Here is a 24,797-nt window from a genome sequence, read left to right as displayed (position 1 = left end):
ACCATAAACAGGCCGTATATATGCGAGCGCCCCGACATTTACCACGAGTTGCCGTTGCAAAACGGGAGGGGACCATATATGACGTTCACGTCAGGTGAGATATCTTAGCTTCTCCCCGTACCTTAGTCTCCCTGCTCAGTTTATAGCTGCAGTGACGCGTGTCGGCCAAGATCCGCTCTCATAATATACCCCGGGTTTAACCCCCAACCTCCCCACCTGATGCAAGAGCATCAGGCTACTACAAAACAACCTTTGGTGATAAAGCGAGGTGAGTTACTTAGTTTCGATGGTATATATTAAATCGCCACCTTGACCTTCAGTGGTTGAGGTGGATTCAAAAAGTAGTCTTTCAGACAGTGTGTAGCGCAGTATGAAAGTAGAGGTTGGTTCTAGTAAGCCAATTCCATACTTAACGTACAGACGAGGAGAGAGGTATTTACCTATATACAAAGAGGTATCATTGACATCACTGGTTTCAGAATCCAAAGCCACTTCATCTAAATCAAAAGTGTCTTTTATGCCTTCAGTTAGAAACTTGGCGCTACGGCCACCAACTAATAGTGCAGCCTGTAGTTCGAGATTATTCGCATCTCCCTGGCTACCCGGCGGCTTTCCGAATAACAGGTACGAGAGGATAGTACTGTCCGGAAGAGGCGGTGTTGAAAAAAGGCTTAATTCAGGTCGGTTTATAGTACCGGTAACTCTGGCTCCTATCGTCTCAGGCGGCCGCTCGTCGATACCGGTTTTTTCAATATTACGGGTAACTCTAAGATTTAGGGATGGAGTATCTAAAGGCCCCCCATTGAAAAGCAAATCACCGCGTTCAATAGCTAATTTTTGTCCGTAAATCTCGTAATTACCGGATACGACCCCAATACTGCCGTTACCTCGTGCAACGGAATCGGGTTGCTGTGTAATTTGGAGTTTCCCTTTTAAGTTACCTGAAAAACCTAGAGCTTCGACGCGAACTTGTTCTCCTAGACTCACTGTTATATCTGTATTAGTAGAAAACAAAGGAGGATCTTTAGACTCATTTTTCAAAGTAACATCAGCTGACTCAGTGACAGCTTGATCTAAATTCACTGGTGTTATTCGAGCTTTAGGTAGATGTAAATCCCCTCTGACGAATACAAGATCTTTCTCAAGCTTTAGGGAGATATCAGGTGATGCAACAAGGAGAAGATCCGGGGTATCTAAAATCAATAGATCTTTACCCTTTATAACGAGGTTTCCGGTTCGTTTAAATGCATTGAGCTCCCCCTCAATAGCGACATCACCATCACCTATTTTGCCGTCTGCATTAACCGTAAATTCGCCAACATTTGCGTCTGCCGTTAGTTTTGCATTGAGCTCAGTAATTAATGTACCACTGGCTAATACAATGATTCTGTCTGCATTAAGGTTAACTTTTCCTGAAGCAGTTGGATCATTTAAATCACCTGCAATATTGAGTTCTGCGCTAGTACTCCCATTGCCGATATCCACTTGCGGTGCAAATAAATTCAGTAACTCTAAACTTTTAGAATTTAATGAAACCTTTCCGGAAAGAGGACTGTCGGGAGCTACTTTTTCGATAGTAAGCTGCCCTGACAGGTTAAAATCGAGTTCGTCAGCTATCGCTGTCATTCCAATATCAATGCCCTCGTCGTCGCGGTTTTTAGCGGTTAAGTTAAGCTGATTTAAAATAACTTTTTCTTCACCAGCCAGTACTTGACTGTTATCCGCGTTAATAGCGCCGTCAAGCTTCCTTAACGTCATATTTTCATAATCGAATGTACCGACAACCTCAGCCGATACCTCTCCAGTTAGCTTGTAAGCGACGTCGGGTAATACAAGAGCTTGCAGTAAATCCAGCGGAATCTCACTGGCATCTGCATCGAAACTTATTAACTTGTCCTGCTGTTCTAACTTAAGGCAGAAGGGATTATCTATCCCTTTGTAATTTAGACAAACTGGCGTTGTATTGAACGTGATGTCCTCATAGTTAAAAACGACCGTGATAGGTTGATTTAAACTAACAGTATTGTAGTCAGGGTGCTTCAGGTTAAATTTATTAAAACCTATTTTAAACTCTGGTTGGTTTAGTTGCCCACTAATATCACCGGTAGCTACAACCTCTCCTTTAACGTCAGAAAGCTCGCTTAAATCTTTAGACGTTACTTGCCAGGTGAGCTTTTTGCCAGGGCTAAGCGCCCCTTCAGCGATAAGTGACTGCGCTCCCCAGCTGGCATTAAACTGGTCAACAAATAAGTAGGGCTCTGACAAACGCAATTTCGCTTCTGCATTGACCGTCCGCTGTTGATATTCACCCGAAATATCCGTAGTTAAAGATAAATTGTCTTTCCAATTGATAGCAGCCTTGCCACTGACAGTTTCATCATTATGAGTAAGTTTCAGGCTTAAGATATTTAGGCTGTCAGACTTAAGTTTAGCTTCAGTAACAAGCTGTAAGTCTTCTTCAAGTACGCCAGACAGTTCGTTACTTAAATTAATTGCAAGCTCATCGAGTTCGCCTTTGGCCTGTAACCGGCCTTCGTGGCTGCTGATACCGTTCGGTTCGTAGGTTATTTTTTCCCAACTTACAGAAGCATCAATTACCGGAGTAGTCGATAGTGATGAAACATTTCCCTGCAAGGTTAGCTGTCCCTGGATATCGCCTCTAGAGTGCACATTGAGTGGTGCGAAGTTTATTATGTTGTCTTGATAGCTAACGGAGCCATCGATATCCATTGTCTGTTGATTAACTGTGACAGCTATGTCGGGCTCGATACTGGCTTGTGTTACTCCACCCTCTCCACGTATATCTCCGGCAAAACTCAATTCAACCTGGTCAGCTCCGACACTTGCCAACCACAGGCTCAGGTTATTCTGCTGCCAATTGCTGTCAAACTGCCAGGTAAGCTCGTTCAGCGGGTTATCGATTTTAGCGGTAACTTCACCGACAAGTCCTTCGGATAGTTCACTATTTGTCGTCAGAGATCGAATGTCGCCAGCTATCTCCGTTTTTACTTTAAGCGAAGGGAAGTCTGGTGAGTGAAAATGGGTGTTATTTTCGAGCTCACTTTTAAAAGGATAAGATAATTTAGTTTTTCCGGAAATCTCGGTGGTTAGGTATTGGTGCTCCAGACGAAACTGTCTGATATTAAGCTGGCCATCAGCGTTAGCTCTGGCTGATGCTTCAATCGTTAGTTCCTGAGAAGGAGTTTCTAAAATAAAAAAACGGCTTTCCTTAACCAGCAAGTTACGCAAGTTGACATCTAAAGGCAGCTCAATTTGAATGTCTTCAACAGAAGCTTCAGAATCCGCGTTTTGACTCGAATTCTGAGCTGCACGAAGACGGATCTCGCCACCAAGGCTTTCTATGTTATCTATTCGAATAACACCGGACAACAAAGCTAGCGGATCCCAGTTTATGATTAGCTTGTTTGGTGTATAGGAAAACGTTTCGCTTTCAAAACGAAAATCTTCAAACTCAAACTCATTCAGCAGAGTTCCATTAAATGCTTTGTACTGGATGTCTACCGATAGATATTTTTGTCCCTGAGTTAGTATCCAGCGGCTGCCAGTTTCACTGCCAACCAGGCTGATAGCCATTAGTGGGACTAAAACAACCAGAACAAGAACTGTAATGGCCAACCAACGATAAATGCTCATAAATCGGGGCCTAAGGTAAAGTGTAGGCGCCAGGGCTTATCTGGCTCATCTATTGCCTGAGCCAAATCCAGACGAACCGAACCAATAGGAGAAATCCAGCGAATTCCGAATCCAACACTTTGTTTCAGCTTTTCATTAGGTTCAATCATGGCATTACCAATATCCGTGAATAAAGCGACACGCCAATTTTCCTTAAAGCGATAATCAATTTCTGCGCTGGCAACAGCCAAATAACGGCCACCTAAAATGGTTCCTGTATCGTCTTCTGGTCCTAATTGCTCATAAGCGTAGCCGCGCACGCTGTTGTCCCCGCCAGCGAAAAAACGTAGCGAAGGAGGCAACTGATTAAAATCATCTATATAGGTAGCGCCGGCTTCGGCTCTGGCAAGAAAACGTATATTGTCTGTAACAGGGACAACGGCTTTAAAGCCAAGTTCCACGCTGGCTAAATCGGCATCAGACAAAACTGCTTCACTTGCTGCTTTTAGTGTTACATCAAAACGAAAGCCTTTGTCGATATTTAACCTTCCATCGGCTGTCACATAGTTCCAACTGGCTTGCGGAATTAAAAACTGACTGGTTCCCGAACTTTCGCCAATTTCGAAGTCATCGCGTTGCCAGTTTAACCCGTACTCGCGTTGCCATTTACCCATTGCAACAACGCTGGATGCGCCAAAGCGATATAGTCGGTTAGTTTGTCCTTCGTTATCTTTATCAGAGGCCTCGGCTCGAATCTGGTAATAATCTGACTGAGGGTTTTGACCCGGAATGATGTAGTTTGCACCAACGCGGCTTTCTACTTCTGATAACTGTGTCATCCCCCTGAGTTGGTGTCCCTGCGTATTGACCCAACGGCGGTTGAGGCTGGCACTAATACGAGCTCCGGTATCGGTTCCGTAACCAACACCGTATTGATACTGGTTTCTGAAGTTAGGCTCGGAGCTGACAGAGATAGGTACTGTGTGCTCTTCGGCATTTCCCCAGTCCGGACTGACCTGAACTTGAGAGAAATATCCGCTGTCACCTAATGCTACTTGTAATTGACTGAGTTCCTGTGTGTTGTAGCCTTCGCCGTGTTCAAAAGGAACAAAGCGATGGAGCAGTTCGTCGTCGAGTATATCCTGTTCGAATGTGACCTGCCCGTACTCGTAGCGTTTCCCGGAATCAAAAATCACTTCTATATCAGCGGTGTTTTCTGCAACATCAATTTCGACATTGTGTTTTATAAAGCGAGCATCGTGATAGCCGCGCTGACTCGCTAATGACAATAACCTGGACTTAACTTGTTCGTAAGTACTATGAATAAAACGTTGTTTTTCTTTGAGGCTATTATTCTCTATTATGTTCTCGAACGCCTCGTCTTCAGCCGCGTCGCCCCGAATTTCCCACATGTTTTTAGCAATTTTTACCGGGTCATTCAGCTCAATTTGGTAGGCAGCTGACCAACCTCCCTCAATGGTTTCTAGTTGAGCATTCACTTCAACCTGATAATATCCATATGGGCGGAGTGCTTTTTTAATGTCGTCAGGTGCTTGTCTATGTAGATACCGGACTCTATAGTCGGCGTAACTTTTGTCTTTATCCAGACGGGCTATTTGTAATAGCGCCATAACATTGGCGTACTCGTCTCCCTCAACACCGGAGACCGCAACTTCAACTGAAGCAAGAGCCAGCCCGTTGAAAAGTATACTAAAACTAAAAAGAATAAATCGAAAGTAACGCATTGAAGTGTTATACCAGACAAAAAGTTAAGACATAATCGCATGCTTTAAGATTTCATGTAAATCATTGGTTCAACCCGGAGACTCTATGGCGATAGAAATTACGACGGCAGAAAAACGATTGTTACAAAGAGTAAGTATTCCACCGCGCCCCGAAACTTTGCTAACTGTGAGTCGTGAAGCCAAAAAAAGTGAACCTGATGTCACCGTTATCGCTGAATCTATTTCGGCTGATATGAGTATAGCCGCCGCTGTTTTACAGGTTGTTAATTCTGCCGCTTACCGCAGAGCAAGAGAGGTCGATTCAATTCAGCAGGCCGTCATGACGCTTGGCTTTCGCCGGGTTTTTCCGATTGTAAGGGCGGTTGCTCTTAAGTCGGCTTTGACATCTGACTATGATCTCAGCGAGTTCTGGCGTTATAACGAGTGGGTTGCCGGGGCCTGTGTGATGATCGCTGAAGCCATCGGACGACCTGAATTGAGAGATCATGCTTATATGCTGGGTCTTTTTCAAAGCTCAGGAATACCGGTTATGTTGGCTGAGTTCGATGATTATGCTGACTTACTCAATGCTGCAGAAAGCACGCCGTGGCAGCAAGTTCAGGCCAAAGAGCTGGAGCTCTTCCAAACCACCCATACCACTATCGGTGCGCTGTTGGCACAACAATGGAAGTTGCCGAAAATTGTAGTTGAAGTCATTTATTATTTGTTTGAAGACAGTTCAATTTTCAATCACTCCAGCGAACTTGACAATTTAACCCTCGACTTATTGGGAATACTAAAGATATCGCGATACGCAATTGATTTGAGAACCCGCAGTTTGGCCGGAGAAGAAGAATGGCAGTATGTTCAGGATGGCGTACTTGAGCATTTTCAAATTGATGAGTTTAAGGTAGATGAGATGCTGCAGATTGTTCATGAGGAGCTTTTTGATACAGAAGCCTAGCCATAATTGTTTAATTTATCTGCAAACAGTAGGTTAAGCCGTAAATATCGCTTGTCTGAATACTGGGTGTCGGTATAATTCTCCGCTCAAGCGTTAGGGGCGTAGTTCCAATTGGTAGAACAGCGGTCTCCAAAACCGACGGTTGGGGGTTCGAATCCCTCCGCCCCTGCCAGTTTCTAACTGGCTATCCTTCCCAAGCTTGAGTAAACTGCATTTATCTGTTTTCAACGGTAATCGTCATGCTCCCAGAATGGACCAGTCAACAACGCGCCGCATTACAAGTTATGGGTATTCCCATTTGGGACAAGAAACGTGCGTCGGCACCGGTATTTTATTATCGTCTGGGCCCTCTCTATTTGCGTGGAGAGAGAGAATTGCCTGTTTCTTTGCCCGGTTGGCTTGATGATCTTTGTTTGTACTTCGAGCAACGCCCGGTTGCTATAAAAGCCCCCTCTAAAACTCCAGATCTTTGTTTCGATTATACTGACGGTCTTACTGGTTCCTTTCCGGTGGAAACAAAAAAATCTCTCTGGCAACAACTTAAACATGCAAAGCTTTAATATCGAGGATTTTCGACCCGGTGAGCTTGAGTTTTCGGTCGAAAAGAAAGCACATCGTACCCCCTGGCCCTGGTCTGTATTTAGTGAAAGCCATGGTGAACAATATCGTTGTCGGCGGCTATTGAGCGACTCAAGGGTTATTGGTTTTACTATTAGCCAGTTAGTTGCCGATGAGTTGACGTTGCACAATATTGCTGTGGATCCTGACTTTCAGGGGCAGGGCTTTGGTTACAAACTCATGCAGGACTTATTAGACTATGCTGAAAAGAAACACTGCGTTGTGTTTCTGGAAGTTCGTGCTTCCAATGCTGCCGCTATCCGCTTATATGAAGGCAATGGATTTGATACGGTAGGGCGCAGAGTCAATTATTATCCAGCCGCCGACGGGCGTGAAGACGCTTTAGTTATGCGTTGGGAAAGCTAATAACCAAATGGAGTAATTATGCCATCAACACAACAGGTACGGGCACTACAGGCCTTGTCCTTTATGGATTTAACCACGTTGAATAACGATGATACCCGAGAGGTTATTGAAGACTTATGCCAACGTGCCTCGATAAATAAAAAGAGTGTCGCTGCGGTTTGTGTGTTCCCTGAATGGGTGGCGTTGGCTCGCCAGTTTCTCAACGAGCAGGGGCTGGATACCAAAGTCGCTACGGTTACTAACTTTCCTGATGGCAGTACCAATGTCGCCCGCGCCGCAGCAGAAACCGAGCGAGCTATAGCGGCCGGAGCGCACGAGGTTGACGTGGTCCTGCCTTATGCTGCTTTATTGCAGGGTGATGAGAGCACCCCGGCTGAATTGGTAAGAGAGTGCAAGGATATTTGCGGCGATTCTGTTCAGCTAAAAGTCATTATTGAGTCAGGTGAGCTTCAGCAACACGATAAAATTGTTCTGGCTAGTGAGTTAGCTATTGCTAACGGCGCTGACTTTATTAAAACCTCAACCGGTAAAGTATCGATAAATGCCACCTTGAAAGCGGCGGATGCTATGCTGGGGGTCATTAAATCCAGTCAAACAGATTGTGGTTTTAAAGCCGCAGGCGGAATCCGGACTCTGGATGATGCGGTTCAGTATATTGAGTTAGCCGAGCGGATTATGGGTGAGGACTGGGTCACAGCTGATAATTTCCGCATCGGAGCCAGTAGCCTGTTGCAGGATCTCCAAAGCCTTTTGGTTAAGGTTTAAGTTTATGTTTTTGGCGCAAGAAGTTATTCGCAAAAAGCGTGACGCTGTAAGTTTATCCGACACCGATATTCAGCAGTTCGTTAACGGAATTTGTGATGACAGCGTCAGTGAGGGGCAAATAGCCGCGTTGGCTATGGCGATTTATTTTCGCGGTATGTCGGCGCAGGAAAAAACAGCTTTAACCGTTGCTATGAGAGATTCCGGCGATGTTCTTGACTGGCGACAGGACAATTTAAGTGGTCCGGTATTGGATAAGCACTCAACCGGCGGTGTCGGTGACGTCGTTAGTTTAATGCTGGGTCCTATTGTCGCAGCCTGTGGTGGCTATGTTCCGATGATTTCGGGGCGTGGTCTGGGACATACTGGCGGTACGCTGGATAAATTTGACGCAATTCCCGGCTATCAGACCGCTCCAGATAATCGGCGCTTTCGCGACACGGTTAAGCAGGCTGGTGTTGCCATTATTGGGCAAACAGGGCGTCTGGCACCAGCTGATAGCCGCTTTTACGCAACGCGCGATGTGACCGCGACAGTGGAGTCGATTCCGTTAATTACAGCTTCTATTCTGGCAAAAAAGCTGGCTGAAGGCCTTGATGGTTTGGTTATGGATGTTAAAGCCGGTAACGGTGCATTCATGCCAGGATACGATGAATCGAGAGAGTTAGCGCAGAGTCTGGTGAGTGTTGGCCGGAAACTGGGAGTAGAAACCACGGCGCTTATTACTGACATGAATCAGGCATTAGGTTCAGCTGCCGGTAATGCGGTTGAGGTTCAGTTAGCCGTTGATTATTTAACGGGAAAGCTCAGAGATAAACGCCTGCATGAGGTAACAAAAGCCTTATCTGCTGAGTTGCTGGTGTCGGGAAACTTGGCTAAAAGTACTGACCAAGCTGAGGTTATGGTTGAAAACGTACTGGGAAGCGGTTTGGCGGCCGAACGTTTCGCCAAAATGGTCGGTTCTTTGGGCGGACCTCACGACTTTCTGGAAAAAAGCGACCAGTACCTGCCCCAGGCAAACCTGAGAAAACCGTTAAAGCTTCCCGCCGAGTATCATGGGCTATATTTATCGGAAGTGAATACAAGAGAATTGGGAATGGCGGTTGTCTGTTTAGGTGGAGGCCGGCGCAAAGCTGATGATAAATTGGATTTAAGCGTTGGTATGACCGATATCCTGACAGTTGGATCGAAAGTGGACTCAGAGAGTGTCATTGCAACAGTGCATGCCAGTAACGAGTCGGACTGGCAAGAGGCTGCTGACAGCATACTGAAAGCTTTGAGTTTTTCCTCTACCCCGCCGGAGCCCGACTCTGTTATCTATGAGCGCATAGCCGGAGAGACTGAATGAGCAGAGCCATTGTTCTGGTATTAGATTCGTTTGGTATTGGTTCAGCCCCCGACGCTGATAAGTTTGGTGATGAAGGCGCTGATACTTTTGGCCATATCGCGGAATACAGGTATCAGCACGGACAACCCCTGCAGTTACCTAACCTTACCCGGCTGGGTTTAGCTAAAGCTCATAAAGAAGCGACAGGCACCTATGCCAAAGGTTTTCACGAAGTGGAAACTTATGGTGCTTATGCCTGTGCCGCAGAACTCTCGTCGGGAAAAGACACACCCTCTGGTCACTGGGAGTTAATGGGCGTTCCCGTACACTTCGAATGGGGGTATTTCCTCAATGAAGAGAACAGTTTTCCCAATGAATTGTTAACTCAAATTCTTAAGGCCTGCGAACTCGACGGTTATCTTGGTAATTGCCATGCTTCGGGCACTGAAATCCTAAAGCAGTTAGGTGAGCAGCACATTCGTAGCGGTTATCCTATTTTTTATACCTCTGCCGATTCCGTGTTTCAAATTGCCGCGCACGAAGAACATTTTGGTCTGGAGCGTTTATATCAGGTATGCGAGAAGGTTAGGGCCCTTATAGAGCCATATAATATTGGTCGCGTTATTGCACGTCCGTTTGTTGGCGATAAAGCGGACAACTTTGAGCGTACAGCCAATCGAAAAGACTACTCTGTTTTACCACCTAAGCCGACGGTGCTGGATAAGCTTCAAAATAAAGGCGGCAAGGTTATTGCTATCGGTAAAATCTCGGATATTTTTGCCGGGCAGGGCGTTTCCGAGTCGGTCAAAGCCTCGGGGCTGAACGGGCTTTTAACGGCCACATTAAACGCAATGGAGAAATCCCCGGAGAACACATTAATTTTTACCAATTTAGTGGATTTTGACACCTTATACGGACACCGGCGGGATATTGATGGCTATGCCCGGGAACTGGAAACGTTTGACCAATGGTTGCCTGTTATTGAATCGGCAATGAAACCGGATGATGTTTTGGTATTAACCGCCGATCATGGCTGTGATCCCACCTGGCAGGGAACCGATCATACCCGTGAATTTATTCCTTTATTACTGTCGGGTCAAAACGTGCAGGCGGGTAACCGGGGGAAACGACACAGTTTTGCCGATTTAGGGCAGACACTGTGTCGTCTATTTGACTTACCCGCGATGGAAGAAGGCAAGGCGATTAAGCTTAGCTAACACGATACCGCTTAACGTTGTTCTCAAGTTGTGCCGCAGTGTTACTAAGCTCTTTCATATGCTCTCCGGCCTGTTGAGTGCCATCGGCGGTTTGCTTCGCAATATCGACAATTGCGGTCATATTTTGGTTTATGGTTTCCGAAACCGATGTTTGCTCTTCCGCTGCAGTCGCAATTTGAGCGTTCTGCGTGTTAATGGTGTTTACCGCCTCCAGAACTTTCGCCAAAGCGTTTTCCACTTCAGCTGCTTCAGCGACACTGGTTTCACTACCTTCTTTTATTGAAGCCATGACGCTGGACACTTTTTTACTGCCTTGCTGCAGTTGCTCTATCATCGATTCAATTTCGTGAGTGCTGTCCTGAGTTCGTTTTGCCAGAGTGCGAACCTCGTCGGCAACAACGGCAAAACCTCTGCCAGCTTCACCTGCACGAGCCGACTCTATTGCCGCGTTAAGCGCCAGTAAGTTGGTCTGTTCAGCAATGCCTCGAATAACATCAAGCACGGAGCCAATTTTCGCTGAGTGCGCGTTAAGCTGTTCAACCTCTGATGCACCATTTTCCACTTTTTCTGCCAGACCGTGAATGACATTAACGGCTTTGGTCAGCAGGTGATTACTTGAATGAACCAATTCTTCTGCCTGTTCAGCTGCTGATGACGCTTCGCTGGCGCTACGGGCGACTTCATGAGAGGCCGTCGACATTTCGTTAATGGCGGTTGCCACCTGCTCACTTTCTGCCTGCTGCTCGGTTACTCCCTCGCGAGCGTCAATCAGAACTTTGTCGAGCTTTTGAGTGGAGCGGCTGACGGAGCTCGCAGAATGACGGATATTGGTTACCATATCGGAAACCTGGTCGGCAAAATCGTTAAAGGCCTGCCCAAGATCGGCCATTTCATCGTTGCTGGTCGTATCGAGGCGCTGGGTGAGATCACCGTCACCTTTTGCAATTCTTTCCATAGCGTTAAGGGCGTTACGCAGTGGTCGTGTAATTCCTTTGACCACAAACAACGCCAGCGCGGCGATAATCAGCAATGCAATAATTGACGCAACGATGGTTTCAACAACGGCGTCGGCTAGTGCTTCATCAACATTATTTTCAATTCTGGCGGCTTCCTGCTCCATTCCGGCTGTCCAAAAGCCAGTACCTATTACCCAGTTCCACTCGTTTAGTAGCTTGGCGTAACCGAGTTTAGGATTGACTTGCTGCTGAGTATTCTGCCAGTCATATTTGACGAAGCCGCCACCGCCTTCTGCTTCTTCAATAAGCTTTCTTATAAGGTAAACCCCATTAGGGTCCTGAAAGTCGAACAGGTTTTTACCTTCAAGGCTTTGATTAACGCCATGAGCAACACTGACACCCTGACGGTCATAAACAAAGAGGTAACCCACATCACCAGAGTCATCAAAACGTAGTTGCCGTAGTATTTGCTTTGCGCGTTCTTGTCTTTCCTGTAACGAGCCCAGAGAAGTGTCTTTTACAAGGTGCTGGATAGAAGTAAATGCTAACTCCAGATAGTTAGAAAGCTCCTCTCGACTGTCTTTTTCCATTTGCGCAGTGAACTCTTCAACCGCGTTTTGGCCGACGGTCGTCGACTGAGACAAGTTATACCAGGTTAAGAATACAGCGATGAGTACCGGAGGTATTAGAGCCAGGGAAAATACTTTAGCTTTTATCGTCAGTTGCATGGGCAGGTTACTCTGGTTGTTCATATCAATTGTGTAGTCTAGCGCAGACTCGGAATCCTATCTCTTAGACGTTAGTAACGTATCTATCGCAGATTATAACGATCCATGGTTTGTGTATCGGCAGCAGATCAGCGAAAATAAGCAATATCGTTAAATTTAACCAATAAGAGTCTTGTTGATGTCTGAATCCAGCTTGCAGAATGAAGTCGCGAAACGTCGTACCTTTGCCATTATCTCTCACCCGGATGCCGGTAAAACCACGATTACTGAAAAGGTCTTGCTGCATGGTCAGCAGATCCAAAAAGCGGGAACGATAAAAGGCAAGAAGTCTGGTCAGCATGCAAAGTCGGACTGGATGCAAATGGAGCAGGAGCGGGGCATATCTGTAACGACTTCGGTCATGCAGTTCCCTTATAATAATGCTCTGGTGAATCTATTAGATACTCCCGGACACGAAGACTTTTCAGAAGATACTTATCGTACCCTGACCGCCGTCGACTCCTGTTTAATGGTTATTGACGGGGCTAAGGGTGTCGAAGACCGAACCATTAAATTGATGGAAGTCACGCGTTTACGTGACACGCCTATTATCACCTTTATGAACAAACTTGACCGTGACATTCGCGACCCGCTGGAGTTGCTGGATGAAGTGGAAGATGTTTTGAAAATTATGTGCGCACCTATTACCTGGCCGATTGGTTCCGGCAAAAACTTTAAAGGGGTTTATCACCTTCTTAAAGATGAAACGATTTTATATAAAACCGGGCAGGGACACCGAATTCAGGAAGAAACCATTATAAAAGGTCTTGATAACCCTGAGTTGGATGAGAAGTTAGGCGTATGGGCAGATGAGCTACGTGAGCAAATTGAACTGGTGAATGGGGCATCAAACCCCTTTGATAAAGAATTGTTTCTTGCCGGAGAGTTGACCCCGGTGTTTTTCGGGACGGCGTTAGGTAACTTTGGTGTGGATCATATGCTGGATGGCCTGGTCGACTGGGCGCCAAGACCTCAGCCTCGCGAAACCGATCAGCAAGATAGTGTTAGTGCAGACAACAAAGACTTTTCTGGCTTCATCTTTAAAATTCAGGCGAATATGGATCCGCGTCACCGGGACAGGGTCGCATTTTTGCGAATTGTATCGGGCAAATATGAAAAAGGCATGAAAATGCGCCAGGTGCGTACAGGGAAAGACGTGCGTATCAGTGATGCATTAACCTTTTTAGCCGGCGACCGTTCGCACGTGGAAGAAGCATATCCAGGCGATATCATTGGTCTTCATAACCATGGTACCATCCAGATTGGCGATACCTTTACCGCAGGCGAAGACTTCAAGTTTAGTGGTATTCCGAACTTTGCGCCTGAGCTTTTCCGTCGTATCCGTTTGAAAGATCCGCTTAAGCAGAAGCAATTATTAAAAGGCTTAGTGCAGTTATCTGAAGAGGGCGCCGTGCAGGTGTTTCGTCCGCTTATCAGTAATGATTTGATTGTTGGCGCTGTTGGGGTTCTGCAGTTTGATGTGGTTGTTCATCGCCTGAGAACAGAATACAAAGTCGATGCCATGTACGAAAATATTAACGTCGCGACAGCGCGCTGGGTGAGCAGCAAAGACGAGAAGAAACTGGATGAGTTTCGTCGTAAAGCAGAAGCGAATCTGGCATTAGATGGTGGTGATAATCTGACTTACATCGCCCCGACTATGGTGAATTTGAGCCTGGCAGAAGAGCGTTACCCTGATATTGAGTTTACTCACACACGCGAACACTAAAGCTTATGAATATGCTTTACGACACTCATTGCCATATTGATTTTCAGGCATTTGATGAGGACCGGGAGCAAGTTTTAGAAGCGGCCGCCGAAGCCGGAGTTGAGCGCTTTTTGGTGCCGGGTGTTAGTGCTGAGCAATGGCCCCGGCTGCAGCAGTTAGTTAATCAGTTTTCAAGCTGGCGCTTTGCTTTAGGCTTGCATCCCTGGTTTATTCAACAACATAATCTGAACCACCTGCAAGAGCTTGAGCAAGCCTTAGATACTCCGCATGAGCGGTTACGGGCAGTGGGCGAGGTGGGGCTGGATGCTACCTGCGATAATTCCGAACTGCAGCGCGAGCTCTTTATTGAACAGCTGAAATTAGCGACGAGCTATCGCCTGCCTGTCATTATACATCATCGTAAAACTCTGGAGACAACTCATCCTTTAGTCAAACAATATGGCCCTGAGCAAGGCGTTATACACGCTTTTAGCGGCAGCTATGAGCAGGCTATGAAGTTTGTTGATTGTGGTTATAAGCTGGGTGTTGGCGGAGTAATTACTTACACTCGTGCACAAAAAACACGACAGGCAATAGCCAAAGTACCGCTATCGGCTTTGGTGCTTGAGACGGATTCACCGGATATGCCTATTTGCGGACATCAGGGAGAACGTAATGAACCGGCAAGGATTGCAAAGGTTCTGGGCGTTTTAGCCGAGTTGAGAGAGGTTGATAAAGACTCACTTAGCGAAGCTTTATGGAAGAACAGTTGTGAGCTGTTTAATGATGCTCAACCTGCCAGTAACGATCACGTATCCGGTTAAAGCCAAGCATAATAAACACACCGGCCAGCATCGCCAGAAGAAGTAACAGTTTACCTTGTTGCATCAGGCCGTTATGGGCGGTCTGGCTTTGCTTCAATAATAAATCTTTATCGAAAATGACCTGTAAATAACCACTCACATTGTCTTCCAGGTTAATTTCTTCAACCAGTACCCATGGCTCAGAAGTGTCTTCGCTAGTGGGCCAGTCAATAATGGATGAATTAACACCACTGTGCACGAGCAGTTCACCAAAGCGGTTACGAATAGTTGCCGCCATAATTTCGGGGTGGCTGGCGATATTGTCGGTCAGAGCCGTTAAGCGCTCGGTATTTTGATGTTCAAGCCAATAATGTGCTTCGTGCTCGGCCTGATCCATCATAAGCCGAGTTACCGACTGAGTTTGCGAGAAAATTTGCTGTTGCGACTGGACACTGGCAATATTCCAGACATTAATAATGATTAGCAGTAATCCACCGGCAGCGGCTAAGCGCAGAGCACGTTTCGTCATAATACGAATAATGGCTTTGGTTTTGTTGTTAAGCAAAGTACTTTTTACTCTTTGCCATTGCCTGGATTCTGTTAGTCGCATGAGTTCAGCTCAGGAGTTTCCCGTTAAATGAAACACAGTTCTGGTTTAATTGTTTTCGACATGGATTCTACCTTAATTCATATTGAGTGTATCGACGAAATTGCACGATTAAACAACCGTTATACTAAAGTCTCGGCCATAACGGAAGCCGCTATGAGGGGAGAAATTGATTTCGCAGAGAGCTTAACCCAGCGTGTGGCCTGCCTTGAAGGCATTAAAGAGTCTGCTCTGGAAAGTTTATTTTCACCTATTCCATTTAACCCCGGCGCTAAAGAACTTATTCAGGCGCTGCAAGCCGCGGGCTGGAAAACTGCACTGGTTTCCGGTGGTTTCACCTGGTTTGCAAACCGGGTTCAGGCGGCTCTGAATCTGGATGCGGTTATCGCTAACCAGTTGGAAGTAGCCGATGGCTGTCTGACCGGGAAGGTATTAGGTGACATTGTTGACGCTAAAGTTAAAGCTGAACAGCTTCAGCAACTGGCCGGGCACTGGAATATTCCGTCTGACCGAACTGTAGCGGTAGGAGACGGCGCTAACGACGCCGTAATGCTTAAAGCCGCCGCTGTTGGTATAGCCTTTAATGCAAAACCGGCATTACAGGCTATTGCGGATTATTCTGTCAATTCCAATAACTTACTCGAGATACTAGGCTGCCTTAAACAGTCAGAACTTATTGAGCCAGTTATTTAAGCGCTCCTGTTGTTCCTTAATGGCATCGGAGCCCGATAAGGCAAACTCCAGTAAGCTTTCGGTCACATCAACTGTGTCTGCAATGGCGTATACCTGCCATAAGTCTTCTTCTATTTCCTGCGCCCGGTAAGCGGCATAGCGGCTAATGTAATTCAGTTCGGCCTGAATAAATTGAGTATCAGGGCGTCCTGTTCTGGAAAGAGTCACAGTGACAGCCCGAAAGATAGAATTGGGTATACTTTGCTCAATAAATGATTCAATGGCCTGGTTGTCATTACCCTCCAGCCATTGGGTCTGAACAATGTCCTCGCCATTTTGACGATATAACCGTAGTAACAGCAATAAAGTGACAGGTTCTGACGTACGGTCCATCTCATTTAACCTGGGGAGAAGTTCTTCTGTTAACGAAGAGCCTCGCAGCAGCGGTTGTAAATTAATTGCACTTGGCTGACTGCCGGGAAATTTAGCTGATAACTTAGCCCATCCGGATGGCCAGTTAGAGAGACCGGCCCGGCGCACAGAGGTTTTACGTTTTTTGTTTCTGTACAGGAAAACCGGCAATGAGCCCGGAGCGTCACAGTACAAATTGCGCAGACAAAGTTCGAGCCCATTTATTGAGGTGTTTTCCACTTGCAGCTTAAGCAGGTCGCGCTGTTCACGAATTAAAAAGCGTATGAACTCCGAGCCCATGTGTTGTTCGTGGTCACCTTCAATTTTCAAACGTAACGTGGTGCGGGCGTCGTCAATAGAAGCTATGGTGTAAGCTAAATGGTCTAGCTTGGCTTTTTTATACAGCTTCTTAAAGCCGGTCAGAGAAATGTCGACGTTGTCACCTTTCTCTGCCGGTAACGGCGTATCAATTTGTACTTGCAGACCGCTGACGGAAAGGTCAATGATCATGCCGTCACGAACCAGTTTGCCAACTTTAACCCGGCAGCGGCTACGGTAGCTGAAGCGTTTCTCACTGCGTAAGTTAATAAACTCAAGGCGTGCTTCTTTAGTACGAATAGGTGTGGACGGTGGGTGAGCGAAAGCTTTTAATGATGATAACTGCTCTTTTTCGATACCGGTATTGAAAAAGCCCTGCAAACTTTCCGTTATATCGTTGACCACTCCCATATATCGCAAAGGTGCTATCGCTCTTTTAACTTGTGCTGTAGGTGGGTTGATGCGAAACGGAACATTAATGTTTTTCGGTACGCTCTGAGGTTGCCATGCCTGATTCAAATCTACCCGACGTAAATCGATTTGATAAACTCGCCAGGAGGCTTTTTTACTGCCGAAGGCAATATAAGTGTCCCATAACCCGGTTTTTTGAAGTTCTTCTGCGGTGGCTGAGTAGTTGTATATTTTTCCACGTGCGGTAATAGAAAAGGTCATAACCAGTAAACGAGCATGCTCTTTTTGAGCTAAGTCCTGCAGTAACCAGCGGCTGCGGCGTAGGTTAAAAATAGAGCCGAAACTGATTTGATTCAGTTCATTAATCCAGTTACTTAAAATAAAGCGGTTGTTGTCGGTGGTTAATACGTAATCGGCTACCAGTTGTTTGTTTGCCTCCGAAAAGAACACCGGTAACTGCTGCATTCTGGGCAACAGGAATTGCTCGTGTCCTTTATTGAGTATTGTGTTGTAAGTATTGTCGACATTGACGCGGTAGCGTTTCTTATAACCATTAATGAATCGATGAAAAAACTTATCCAGTTCGGCTGACTGATAATCCGGATCTCGATTCAAACTTAAGTAATGTTTGCCGTCTACTTCCTGAACTCCGACAACGTGATAGGGAATTCGGGTTTCGGGGTTTACCGTGAACTCTTTAGCCAACCCGGTAAAATAAAGCGAAAGTGAATCGCCGTATTGCAGATTATGTTCGTCGTTAACACGCACGCGCATACCTGTAATGGAAATATCAGCCGTTAACGCCTGATAATTTTTTCCTTTACTGTCTTCAAGCCCGACTTCGATGGTAAAATTCATTCGTTCTTCGGCGCGGTAAGGGTACTGGCCAAAGTGGAATGTCTCTAAAAGGTAAGATTCAGCCTCGTTGTCGTTGTTTAAAAATGGTGACTGGCCACTTAAGGGCTCGGCGTTGTGGTTCGCTAAACTTTGTGCGAAGGCTCTTTCTTCTTCGCGAGCCTGGCGTAAATGATTGTCTGCATCCAGTATTTGTTCAAAAGTATCCTGGGTGAAAACGCCTTTATAGGTTTCCAGACCCTGCTCAAAAATTTCAATAGCAACATCGTCAAGCTGATGCCTGCGCCCATTGTATTCGTAAGGACGGCACTCGCCATCGACCTGATTACGCAAATCAACAGTGCGATGACAGGGAGCAGCTAAACGTCTAAGCTCCATTTTAAGCTTGAACTTTGTGGGACCATCTTCGTTTTCAGTTAACGACTGAAATAAGGTGTCAAAGTCAGTATCGTAAACGACGGGTTTTAACTGATCGATAAGTTGGTCAAAATAATGGTTCGGCATCGAAGTCTAATATTTTTTATAGTTATTCTTGAATAATACCTCATCATAAAACGAGAAGCAGACGAATGGCAAAAGCAAAAAGTGCGTATGTGTGTAATGACTGTGGCGCCGACTTCCCGCGCTGGCTTGGGCAATGCCCGGAATGCAAGGCCTGGAACACGCTAACTGAAATTCGTTTAACATCAAAAACAACCCCTACTTCATCGGAACGGCGGGGTTTCAGCGGTATTACCGAAGGCCGGGTGCAAACCCTGAACGAGGTAGACTTACAGGAAGTTCCGCGTTTTAGCTCGGGCTTTCAGGAGTTTGACCGCGTTTTAGGCGGCGGAGTTGTGCCCGGATCGGCCATACTCATCGGCGGTTCACCGGGGGCGGGGAAAAGTACCTTATTACTTCAGGCCTTATGCAAATTGGCAGAACGTATGCCGGCATTATACGTTACCGGCGAGGAATCTCTGCAGCAGGTGGCAATGCGGGCTCAGCGGCTTAACCTGCCGACGAATAAGCTGCGTATGCTGTCTGAAACCTCAGTGGAAAGCATTTGTCAGCTTGCTGATAAAGAAAAACCCGCCATTATGGTCATTGATTCCATTCAGGTGATGCATATGGCGGATATTCAGTCGGCACCGGGCAGTGTCTCTCAGGTGCGTGAATCAGCCGCGTTTTTAACGCGTTACGCCAAACAAAAAAATGTCGCCATTATTATGGTCGGACACGTCACCAAAGAAGGGCATCTGGCCGGGCCAAAAGTGCTGGAACATTGCATTGACTGCTCTGTACTTCTGGATGGCTCATCAGATTCCCGTTATCGCACCCTGCGTGGCACCAAGAACCGTTTTGGTGCGGTAAATGAACTCGGTGTATTTGCGATGACAGGTGGCGGACTGAAAGAGGTCTCGAATCCATCGGCTATCTTTCTGCAGCGCGCCGAAGATCAGGGCAATGGCTCTGTGGTGATGGTGATATGGGAAGGTACCCGACCCTTGCTGGTTGAAATTCAGGCCTTGGTCGATTACTCGGCTCTTGCGAATCCTCGGCGCGTTGCGGTGGGGCTTGAAGCTACACGGCTTGCGCTGTTGCTGGCGGTTCTGCATCGGCATGGCGGTTTACAGGTTTCGGATCAGGACGTTTTTGTGAACGTTGTTGGCGGGGTTAAGGTATCCGAAACGTCGGCAGATTTAGCGTTGTTGCTTGCTATTGTCTCCAGCTTTAAAGGAGAACCCTTAGCACGTGAGTTAATCGTGTTTGGAGAAGTCGGGTTGGCCGGTGAAATACGCCCGGTACCTAATGGTCTGGAGCGTTTAAACGAAGCGGCTAAGCATGGTTTTAAAAAAGCTATTGTACCTATTGGTAATACGCCCAAAACCTCACCCAAGGGTATGGAAGTTATTGGGGTGAAAAACCTTCAGCAAGCGCTGGATGTCATGTAATTCGGAAATAAAAAAGGGGAGCGATAAAGCTCCCCTTTTGCTATTCAGCCTATTAACCAATAGGTTTGTATTTAATGCGGTGCGGCTCCATAGCCTGTTCACCGAATTTTTCTTTCATATAAGCTTCGTAATCGCTGTAGTTACCTTCGTAGAATACCACTTCACCTTCGTCGCGGTAGTCCAGAATGTGAGTAGCAATACGGTCAAGGAACCAACGGTCGTGCGAAATAACCATCACAGAGCCCGGGAATTCCAGAATCGCTTCTTCCAGTGCCCGCAGGGTTTCCACGTCTAAATCGTTGGTGGGCTCATCGAGTAACAAGGTGTTGCCACCGGCTTTTAGCAGCTTGGCTAAATGCACACGGTTACGCTCACCACCAGACAGCTCGCCAATACGTTTTTGCTGGTCGGTACCACGGAAGTTAAAGCGACCAACATAAGCCCGTCCGTTAACTTCAAAGTTACCAATTTTCAGAATGTCGTTGCCGTCAGTAATTTCTTCAAAGACGGTTTTGCTGTCATCCATGTTGTCGCGGAACTGATCAACACTGGCTAACTGCACGGTTTCGCCCAATTCAACTGAACCACTGTCAGGTTGTTCCTGCCCGCTAATCATGCGGAATAAAGTAGATTTACCGGCACCGTTTGGACCAATAATACCAACGATAGCGCCTTTGGGGACGCTAAAGCTTAAGTTATCAATTAACTGGCGCTTGCCGTAAGCCTTGCTTATAGCGTTAACCTCAATAACTTTGTCGCCTAAGCGAGGGCCCGGTGGAATAAACAGTTCGTTGGTTTCGTTACGTTTTTGGTAATCGCCACTTTGTAGTTCTTCAAAGCGGTTAAGACGAGCTTTGCTTTTCGCCTGACGGCCTTTCGGGTTAGTACGTACCCACTCCAGCTCTTGCTTAATGGTGCGCTGGCGTGCTTTTTCAGAACGCTCTTCCTGCTCCAGACGTTTCTCTTTTTGCTCCAGCCAGGAGGAGTAGTTGCCTTCCCACGGAATGCCGTAACCACGGTCCAGTTCAAGGATCCAGCCCGCAACGTTATCAAGGAAATAGCGGTCGTGGGTAATCGCAACCACAGTACCATTGTAGTCGTGCAGGAAGCGTTCAAGCCAGGCCACCGATTCCGCATCCAGGTGGTTGGTGGGCTCATCTAGTAACAGCATGTCAGGCTTCGACAGCAACAGGCGGCAAATGGCCACACGGCGTCTTTCACCACCTGACAAGTTACCGATTTTTGCATCCCATTCTGGCAGGCGCAGCGCGTCTGCAGCACGTTCAAGAATGTTGTCAATATTATGCCCGTCTTTTGCCTGCAACAAGGCTTCAAGCTCACCTTGCTCTTTTGCTAAGGCGTCAAAGTCTGCATTTTCGTCGGCATAAGCGGCATAAATTTCGTCAAGCTTAGCGAAAGCCTCTTTTACGTCGGCCACAGCCTCTTCAACGGTTTCTTTCACCGTTTTATTTTCATCTAACTGAGGTTCCTGAGGTAGGTAACCGATTTGGATACCTGCTAACGGACGGGCTTCGCCTTCGTATTCATTATCAACACCCGCCATAATGCGCAGTAAGGTCGACTTACCAGCACCGTTAACGCCTAAAACACCAATTTTGGCGCCGGGATAAAACGACAGAGAAATGTCTTTTAAAATCGTTTTCTTGGGGGGAACAACTTTGCTCACCCGCGACATTGAATAGATATATTGCGCCATAGCGACGTAAAATCCTTCTTATCAACAAAAAAGTTACTGCATAGTTTACTGTTATTTACGGACATCCCCAAACTTTGTTGTGCTGAACTAGGCACTCATTTGTGTTTTAAGGTAAAATAGCGGGCAAATTAAGACCATTTAATGATTTGGAGAGCTGTAATGCTGAAATCTGAGATGAACATTGCCGACTTTGACGCGGACTTATGGCAGGCGATGCAGGGTGAAGTTGAACGTCAGGAACAACACATTGAGTTGATAGCATCGGAAAACTACACCAGTCCGCGGGTAATGCAGGCTCAGGGGTCACAACTGACCAACAAATACGCAGAAGGCTATCCGCACAAGCGTTACTACGGCGGCTGTGAGTTTGTTGATAAAGTAGAAGACTTGGCTATTGAGCGGGCAAAAGAATTGTTCGGCGCCAAGTACGCAAACGTACAACCGCATTCCGGTTCTCAAGCCAACACCGCTGCCTTTATGGCAATGATGGAAGCCGGCGATACCTTTCTTGGTATGAGCCTGGCTCACGGCGGTCACTTAACACACGGCTCTGGTGTGAACTTTTCGGGCAAACTTTACAATGCGGTTTCATACGGTCTGGATGAATCCACCGGTGAAATTGACTATGCCGAAGTTGAAAAGCTGGCGCTGGAACATAAACCGAAAGTTATCGTCGCAGGTTTCTCTGCGTACTCAGGCATTGTTGACTGGGCAAAATTCCGTGAAATTGCCGATAAAGTTGATGCTTATTTAATGGTTGATATGGCGCACGTAGCGGGTCTGGTTGCTGCCGGCGTTTATCCGAATCCTGTACCTTATGCTCATGTTGTCACTACCACTACGCACAAAACTCTGGCGGGTCCTCGTGGCGGTTTGATTATTTCCGGCAGCGATGATGAAAAGTTACACAAGAAGTTAAATAGTGCGGTATTCCCGGGTAATCAGGGTGGGCCGCTGTGTCACGTAATCGCGGGTAAAGCGGTGGCTTTTCAGGAGGCGCTGCAGCCAGAATTTAAAGACTACCAAAAGCAGGTGTTAGTGAACGCCAATGCCATGGTAAAAACCATGCAGGCGCGCGGTTACAAAATTGTGTCGAACGGCACTCAGAATCATTTATTCCTGGTCGACCTTATCGACAAAGATATTACTGGCAAAGACGCTGATGCGGCTTTAGGTAACGCGTTCATTACCGTAAACAAAAATGCGGTTCCTAATGACCCGCGCTCACCTTTTGTCACTTCAGGTCTGCGTTTAGGCACGCCGGCAATTACTCGCCGCGGCTTTAAAGAAGCTGAGGCTGAGCAGGTCGCCAACTGGATTTGCGACGTGCTGGATGACATTGCTGACGAAAGCAAAATTAATGAAGTTCGCGAGCAAGTAAAAGCGTTATGCGCTAAGTTTCCGGTTTACGGTTAATTGCGATCAGTTGTAGAGCGCACATAAAGGAGTCAGGCAATGCATTGTCCATTTTGCGGCACACAGGATACTAAGGTTATCGATTCGCGATTGGTTGCGGATGGTGCCTCGGTTCGTCGCCGGCGTGAATGTAATCATTGCAAGGAACGCTTTACAACCTTTGAGACCGCTGAGCTGGTCATGCCGCGGGTTATCAAAACTGATGGTTCCCGCGAACCATTTAACGAAGATAAACTCCGAAATGGATTGCTGAGAGCGCTGGAAAAGCGGCCTGTGAGTCTCGAGTTGATGGAGCAGGCTATTAACAAGATTAAATCCAGTATCCGGGCAACCGGTGAGCGTGAAATAAGCAGTAACTTCGTCGGCAGTCTGGTAATGGAAAATCTCAAGCAGATAGACAAGGTTGCTTACGTTCGTTTTGCTTCTGTTTATCGCTCGTTTGAGGACATTCGCGAATTTGGTGAAGAAATAGCGCGCCTTAATGACTGAGTTAAACCCGCAGTACTTTGACCATCAAATGATGCACCGTGCGTTAATGCTGGCACGGCGTGGGCTGATGACGACCCGGCCAAACCCTGCGGTGGGTTGCGTAATTACTTCTGATAATAAGGTTGTCGGCGAAGGCTGGCACCATCAGGCTGGCGAGCCTCACGCTGAAGTACATGCTTTGCGCTCGGCCGGGCAAAAAGCCAGGGGCGCAACGGCCTACGTCACGTTGGAGCCATGCAGTCATATAGGCCGTACGCCTCCTTGTTGCGATGCGTTAATTGAGGCCGGAGTAAAACGTGTTGTGGTTGCAATGCAGGATCCAAACCCACGGGTTAGCGGTAATGGTATTCAGCGTCTAAAAGCTGCTGGTATTTCTGTGGACGTCGGTGTACTGCAATCGGCTGCAGAGAGTCTGAATCCGGGGTTTATTTCCCGAATGACACGGCAACGCCCGTGGGTAACCCTAAAAATGGCAACCTCGCTAGACGCAAAAACGGCGTTGTCAGATGGCCGCAGTCAATGGATAACGTCCTCTGCCGCCCGCAGTGACGTGCAGTTTTTTCGGGCACAGGCCGATGCCATACTGAGTGGTGCTGCAACGATTCTGGCTGACGATCCTAAATTGACAGTGCGTGTTGACCAGTGGCCAAAATCAAGACCGCTGCCTGAGCCTTTAAAACAGCCGGTACGTATTATTATTGACAGTCAGCACAGGGTGAATGATGAGGCCAGAGTTTTTGACTCTCCGGCGCCGGTGTGGTTAGTGCGAACAACTCCTGGTAAACCCAGTTGGCATCCACATTGTCATGAATTAATTATTGCCGCAGACCCTAACGGTAAAGTGAGTCTGCCGGCGCTTATGGTTGAATTGGCTAACCGCGAAATTAACCAGTTATGGACTGAGTGTGGGGCGAATTTGGCGGGCGCTCTTATTCAGCAGCAATTATGCGACAGATTGATGATTTACAGTTCGGGTCAGTTATTGGGCCATCATGGACGTTCGGTTATCGACATGAACGAGCCGTTGAATTTAGCTTCAGCACCAAGGTTTAAAATTATTGATCGTCGGCAGGTAGGCCCTGATCAACGCTTGGTAGCAGTACCTCATACACAAGATTAAAA

General features: G+C 46.9%; 19 protein-coding genes and 1 tRNA gene. 14 read left to right on the top strand and 6 right to left on the bottom strand.

Features of this window, described 5'->3' with window-relative positions; all coding sequences use genetic code 11:
• Positions 1–273: 273 nt before the first annotated feature.
• Entirely contained in the window at positions 274–3,654 is a 3,381-nt protein-coding gene (locus tag DEU30_RS08760; protein ID WP_114982023.1) for a translocation/assembly module TamB domain-containing protein, read from the bottom strand.
• Positions 3,651–5,378, bottom strand: coding sequence for an autotransporter assembly complex family protein (locus DEU30_RS08755; protein ID WP_114982022.1), 1,728 nt, complete (start codon positions 5,376–5,378; stop codon positions 3,651–3,653). The genes DEU30_RS08760 and DEU30_RS08755 overlap by 4 nt, the downstream gene beginning before the upstream one ends.
• Positions 5,379–5,463: 85 nt before the next feature.
• Between DEU30_RS08755 and DEU30_RS08750 the strand changes: the two genes are divergently transcribed.
• The 7 genes from DEU30_RS08750 to DEU30_RS08720 all read left to right on the top strand — a co-directional run bounded on the left by DEU30_RS08750 (position 5,464) and on the right by DEU30_RS08720 (position 10,611).
• Positions 5,464–6,321: an HDOD domain-containing protein gene (locus DEU30_RS08750; protein WP_114982021.1), complete on the top strand. Its 858-nt coding sequence runs from the start codon at positions 5,464–5,466 to the stop codon at positions 6,319–6,321.
• Between the two features lie 95 nt (positions 6,322–6,416).
• A tRNA-Trp gene (locus DEU30_RS08745) sits at positions 6,417–6,493 on the top strand.
• Between the two features lie 67 nt (positions 6,494–6,560).
• Positions 6,561–6,881 carry a hypothetical protein gene (locus DEU30_RS08740; RefSeq protein ID WP_114982020.1) on the top strand — a complete coding sequence of 107 codons (321 nt, stop codon included), beginning with the start codon at positions 6,561–6,563 and terminating at the stop codon, positions 6,879–6,881.
• Positions 6,868–7,305: a ribosomal protein S18-alanine N-acetyltransferase gene (gene rimI, locus DEU30_RS08735; protein WP_011235116.1), complete on the top strand. Its 438-nt coding sequence runs from the start codon at positions 6,868–6,870 to the stop codon at positions 7,303–7,305. Before DEU30_RS08740 ends, rimI begins: the two co-directional genes overlap by 14 nt.
• Before the next feature lie 18 nt (positions 7,306–7,323).
• Positions 7,324–8,070 (top strand): deoxyribose-phosphate aldolase, encoded by a 747-nt coding sequence (deoC, locus tag DEU30_RS08730; RefSeq protein ID WP_114982019.1) that lies wholly within the window; start codon positions 7,324–7,326, stop codon positions 8,068–8,070.
• Positions 8,071–8,074: 4 nt separating this feature from the next.
• Positions 8,075–9,415 (top strand): thymidine phosphorylase, encoded by a 1,341-nt coding sequence (deoA, locus tag DEU30_RS08725; RefSeq protein WP_110014240.1) that lies wholly within the window; start codon positions 8,075–8,077, stop codon positions 9,413–9,415.
• A complete protein-coding gene (locus DEU30_RS08720) occupies positions 9,412–10,611 on the top strand; it encodes a phosphopentomutase (protein WP_114982018.1) in 1,200 nt (399 codons plus the stop codon). The genes deoA and DEU30_RS08720 overlap by 4 nt, the downstream gene beginning before the upstream one ends.
• On the opposite strand, the gene DEU30_RS08715 is transcribed toward DEU30_RS08720, so the two are convergent.
• Positions 10,604–12,295, bottom strand: a complete 1,692-nt coding sequence (locus DEU30_RS08715; protein ID WP_110014290.1) for a methyl-accepting chemotaxis protein — start codon at positions 12,293–12,295, stop codon at positions 10,604–10,606. The two genes, DEU30_RS08720 and DEU30_RS08715, sit on opposite strands and share 8 nt — an antisense overlap.
• 178 nt (positions 12,296–12,473) lie before the next feature.
• Between DEU30_RS08715 and prfC the strand changes: the two genes are divergently transcribed.
• On the top strand, positions 12,474–14,063 hold the full coding sequence (gene prfC, locus DEU30_RS08710) for a peptide chain release factor 3 (RefSeq protein WP_110014242.1): 1,590 nt from the start codon (positions 12,474–12,476) through the stop codon (positions 14,061–14,063).
• An 11-nt stretch (positions 14,064–14,074) separates the two neighbouring features.
• Positions 14,075–14,866, top strand: a complete 792-nt coding sequence (locus DEU30_RS08705) for a TatD family hydrolase (protein WP_227016352.1) — start codon at positions 14,075–14,077, stop codon at positions 14,864–14,866.
• Here DEU30_RS08705 and DEU30_RS08700 read toward each other — a convergent pair.
• On the bottom strand, positions 14,823–15,455 hold the full coding sequence (locus tag DEU30_RS08700) for an AhpA/YtjB family protein (protein ID WP_227016351.1): 633 nt from the start codon (positions 15,453–15,455) through the stop codon (positions 14,823–14,825). The genes DEU30_RS08705 and DEU30_RS08700 overlap by 44 nt on opposite strands.
• Before the next feature lie 27 nt (positions 15,456–15,482).
• Between DEU30_RS08700 and serB the strand changes: the two genes are divergently transcribed.
• Complete coding sequence (gene serB, locus DEU30_RS08695) at positions 15,483–16,145, top strand: phosphoserine phosphatase SerB (RefSeq protein WP_114982015.1); 663 nt, start codon at positions 15,483–15,485, stop codon at positions 16,143–16,145.
• Here serB and DEU30_RS08690 read toward each other — a convergent pair.
• On the bottom strand, positions 16,119–18,623 hold the full coding sequence (locus tag DEU30_RS08690; RefSeq protein WP_114982014.1) for a PilZ domain-containing protein: 2,505 nt from the start codon (positions 18,621–18,623) through the stop codon (positions 16,119–16,121). The genes serB and DEU30_RS08690 overlap by 27 nt on opposite strands.
• A 65-nt stretch (positions 18,624–18,688) precedes the next feature.
• On the opposite strand from DEU30_RS08690, the gene radA reads away from it, so the two are divergent.
• Complete coding sequence (radA, locus tag DEU30_RS08685) at positions 18,689–20,053, top strand: DNA repair protein RadA (RefSeq protein ID WP_114982013.1); 1,365 nt, start codon at positions 18,689–18,691, stop codon at positions 20,051–20,053.
• Positions 20,054–20,105: 52 nt separating this feature from the next.
• Here the strand turns inward: radA and ettA are convergent, their stop codons facing one another.
• Positions 20,106–21,770 (bottom strand): energy-dependent translational throttle protein EttA, encoded by a 1,665-nt coding sequence (gene ettA, locus DEU30_RS08680; protein ID WP_114982012.1) that lies wholly within the window; start codon positions 21,768–21,770, stop codon positions 20,106–20,108.
• A 159-nt stretch (positions 21,771–21,929) separates the two neighbouring features.
• Here ettA and glyA point away from each other — a divergent pair, with 159 nt between their 5' ends.
• Genes glyA through ribD form a run of 3 tightly spaced genes read left to right on the top strand, consistent with a single transcriptional unit; the run spans position 21,930 to position 24,795 of the window.
• Complete coding sequence (glyA, locus tag DEU30_RS08675; protein ID WP_110014248.1) at positions 21,930–23,186, top strand: serine hydroxymethyltransferase; 1,257 nt, start codon at positions 21,930–21,932, stop codon at positions 23,184–23,186.
• A gap of 39 nt (positions 23,187–23,225) precedes the next feature.
• Positions 23,226–23,675: a transcriptional regulator NrdR gene (gene nrdR, locus DEU30_RS08670; protein ID WP_011235103.1), complete on the top strand. Its 450-nt coding sequence runs from the start codon at positions 23,226–23,228 to the stop codon at positions 23,673–23,675.
• Positions 23,668–24,795 carry a bifunctional diaminohydroxyphosphoribosylaminopyrimidine deaminase/5-amino-6-(5-phosphoribosylamino)uracil reductase RibD gene (gene ribD, locus DEU30_RS08665; RefSeq protein WP_114982011.1) on the top strand — a complete coding sequence of 376 codons (1,128 nt, stop codon included), beginning with the start codon at positions 23,668–23,670 and terminating at the stop codon, positions 24,793–24,795. The genes nrdR and ribD overlap by 8 nt, the downstream gene beginning before the upstream one ends.
• Positions 24,796–24,797: the final 2 nt, after the last annotated feature.

It is taken from the genome of Idiomarina sp. 017G, from assembly GCF_004362265.1.
Lineage (GTDB): Bacteria > Pseudomonadota > Gammaproteobacteria > Enterobacterales > Alteromonadaceae > Idiomarina > Idiomarina loihiensis.
This window is presented reverse-complemented; position numbering and strand designations above follow the sequence as displayed.

Bases quoted from the DNA above. Each gene is read 5' to 3' on its own strand.
- DEU30_RS08760 (WP_114982023.1), bottom strand. From the start codon at position 3,654: ATGAGCATTTATCGTTGGTTGGCCATTACAGTTCTTGTTCTGGTTGTT.
- DEU30_RS08755 (WP_114982022.1), bottom strand. From the start codon at position 5,378: ATGCGTTACTTTCGATTTATTCTTTTTAGTTTTAGTATACTTTTCAAC.
- DEU30_RS08750 (WP_114982021.1), top strand. From the start codon at position 5,464: ATGGCGATAGAAATTACGACGGCAGAAAAACGATTGTTACAAAGAGTA.
- DEU30_RS08740 (WP_114982020.1), top strand. From the start codon at position 6,561: ATGCTCCCAGAATGGACCAGTCAACAACGCGCCGCATTACAAGTTATG.
- rimI (WP_011235116.1), top strand. From the start codon at position 6,868: ATGCAAAGCTTTAATATCGAGGATTTTCGACCCGGTGAGCTTGAGTTT.
- deoC (WP_114982019.1), top strand. From the start codon at position 7,324: ATGCCATCAACACAACAGGTACGGGCACTACAGGCCTTGTCCTTTATG.
- deoA (WP_110014240.1), top strand. From the start codon at position 8,075: ATGTTTTTGGCGCAAGAAGTTATTCGCAAAAAGCGTGACGCTGTAAGT.
- DEU30_RS08720 (WP_114982018.1), top strand. From the start codon at position 9,412: ATGAGCAGAGCCATTGTTCTGGTATTAGATTCGTTTGGTATTGGTTCA.
- DEU30_RS08715 (WP_110014290.1), bottom strand. From the start codon at position 12,295: ATGCAACTGACGATAAAAGCTAAAGTATTTTCCCTGGCTCTAATACCT.
- prfC (WP_110014242.1), top strand. From the start codon at position 12,474: ATGTCTGAATCCAGCTTGCAGAATGAAGTCGCGAAACGTCGTACCTTT.
- DEU30_RS08705 (WP_227016352.1), top strand. From the start codon at position 14,075: ATGCTTTACGACACTCATTGCCATATTGATTTTCAGGCATTTGATGAG.
- DEU30_RS08700 (WP_227016351.1), bottom strand. From the start codon at position 15,455: ATGCGACTAACAGAATCCAGGCAATGGCAAAGAGTAAAAAGTACTTTG.
- serB (WP_114982015.1), top strand. From the start codon at position 15,483: ATGAAACACAGTTCTGGTTTAATTGTTTTCGACATGGATTCTACCTTA.
- DEU30_RS08690 (WP_114982014.1), bottom strand. From the start codon at position 18,623: ATGCCGAACCATTATTTTGACCAACTTATCGATCAGTTAAAACCCGTC.
- radA (WP_114982013.1), top strand. From the start codon at position 18,689: ATGGCAAAAGCAAAAAGTGCGTATGTGTGTAATGACTGTGGCGCCGAC.
- ettA (WP_114982012.1), bottom strand. From the start codon at position 21,770: ATGGCGCAATATATCTATTCAATGTCGCGGGTGAGCAAAGTTGTTCCC.
- glyA (WP_110014248.1), top strand. From the start codon at position 21,930: ATGCTGAAATCTGAGATGAACATTGCCGACTTTGACGCGGACTTATGG.
- nrdR (WP_011235103.1), top strand. From the start codon at position 23,226: ATGCATTGTCCATTTTGCGGCACACAGGATACTAAGGTTATCGATTCG.
- ribD (WP_114982011.1), top strand. From the start codon at position 23,668: ATGACTGAGTTAAACCCGCAGTACTTTGACCATCAAATGATGCACCGT.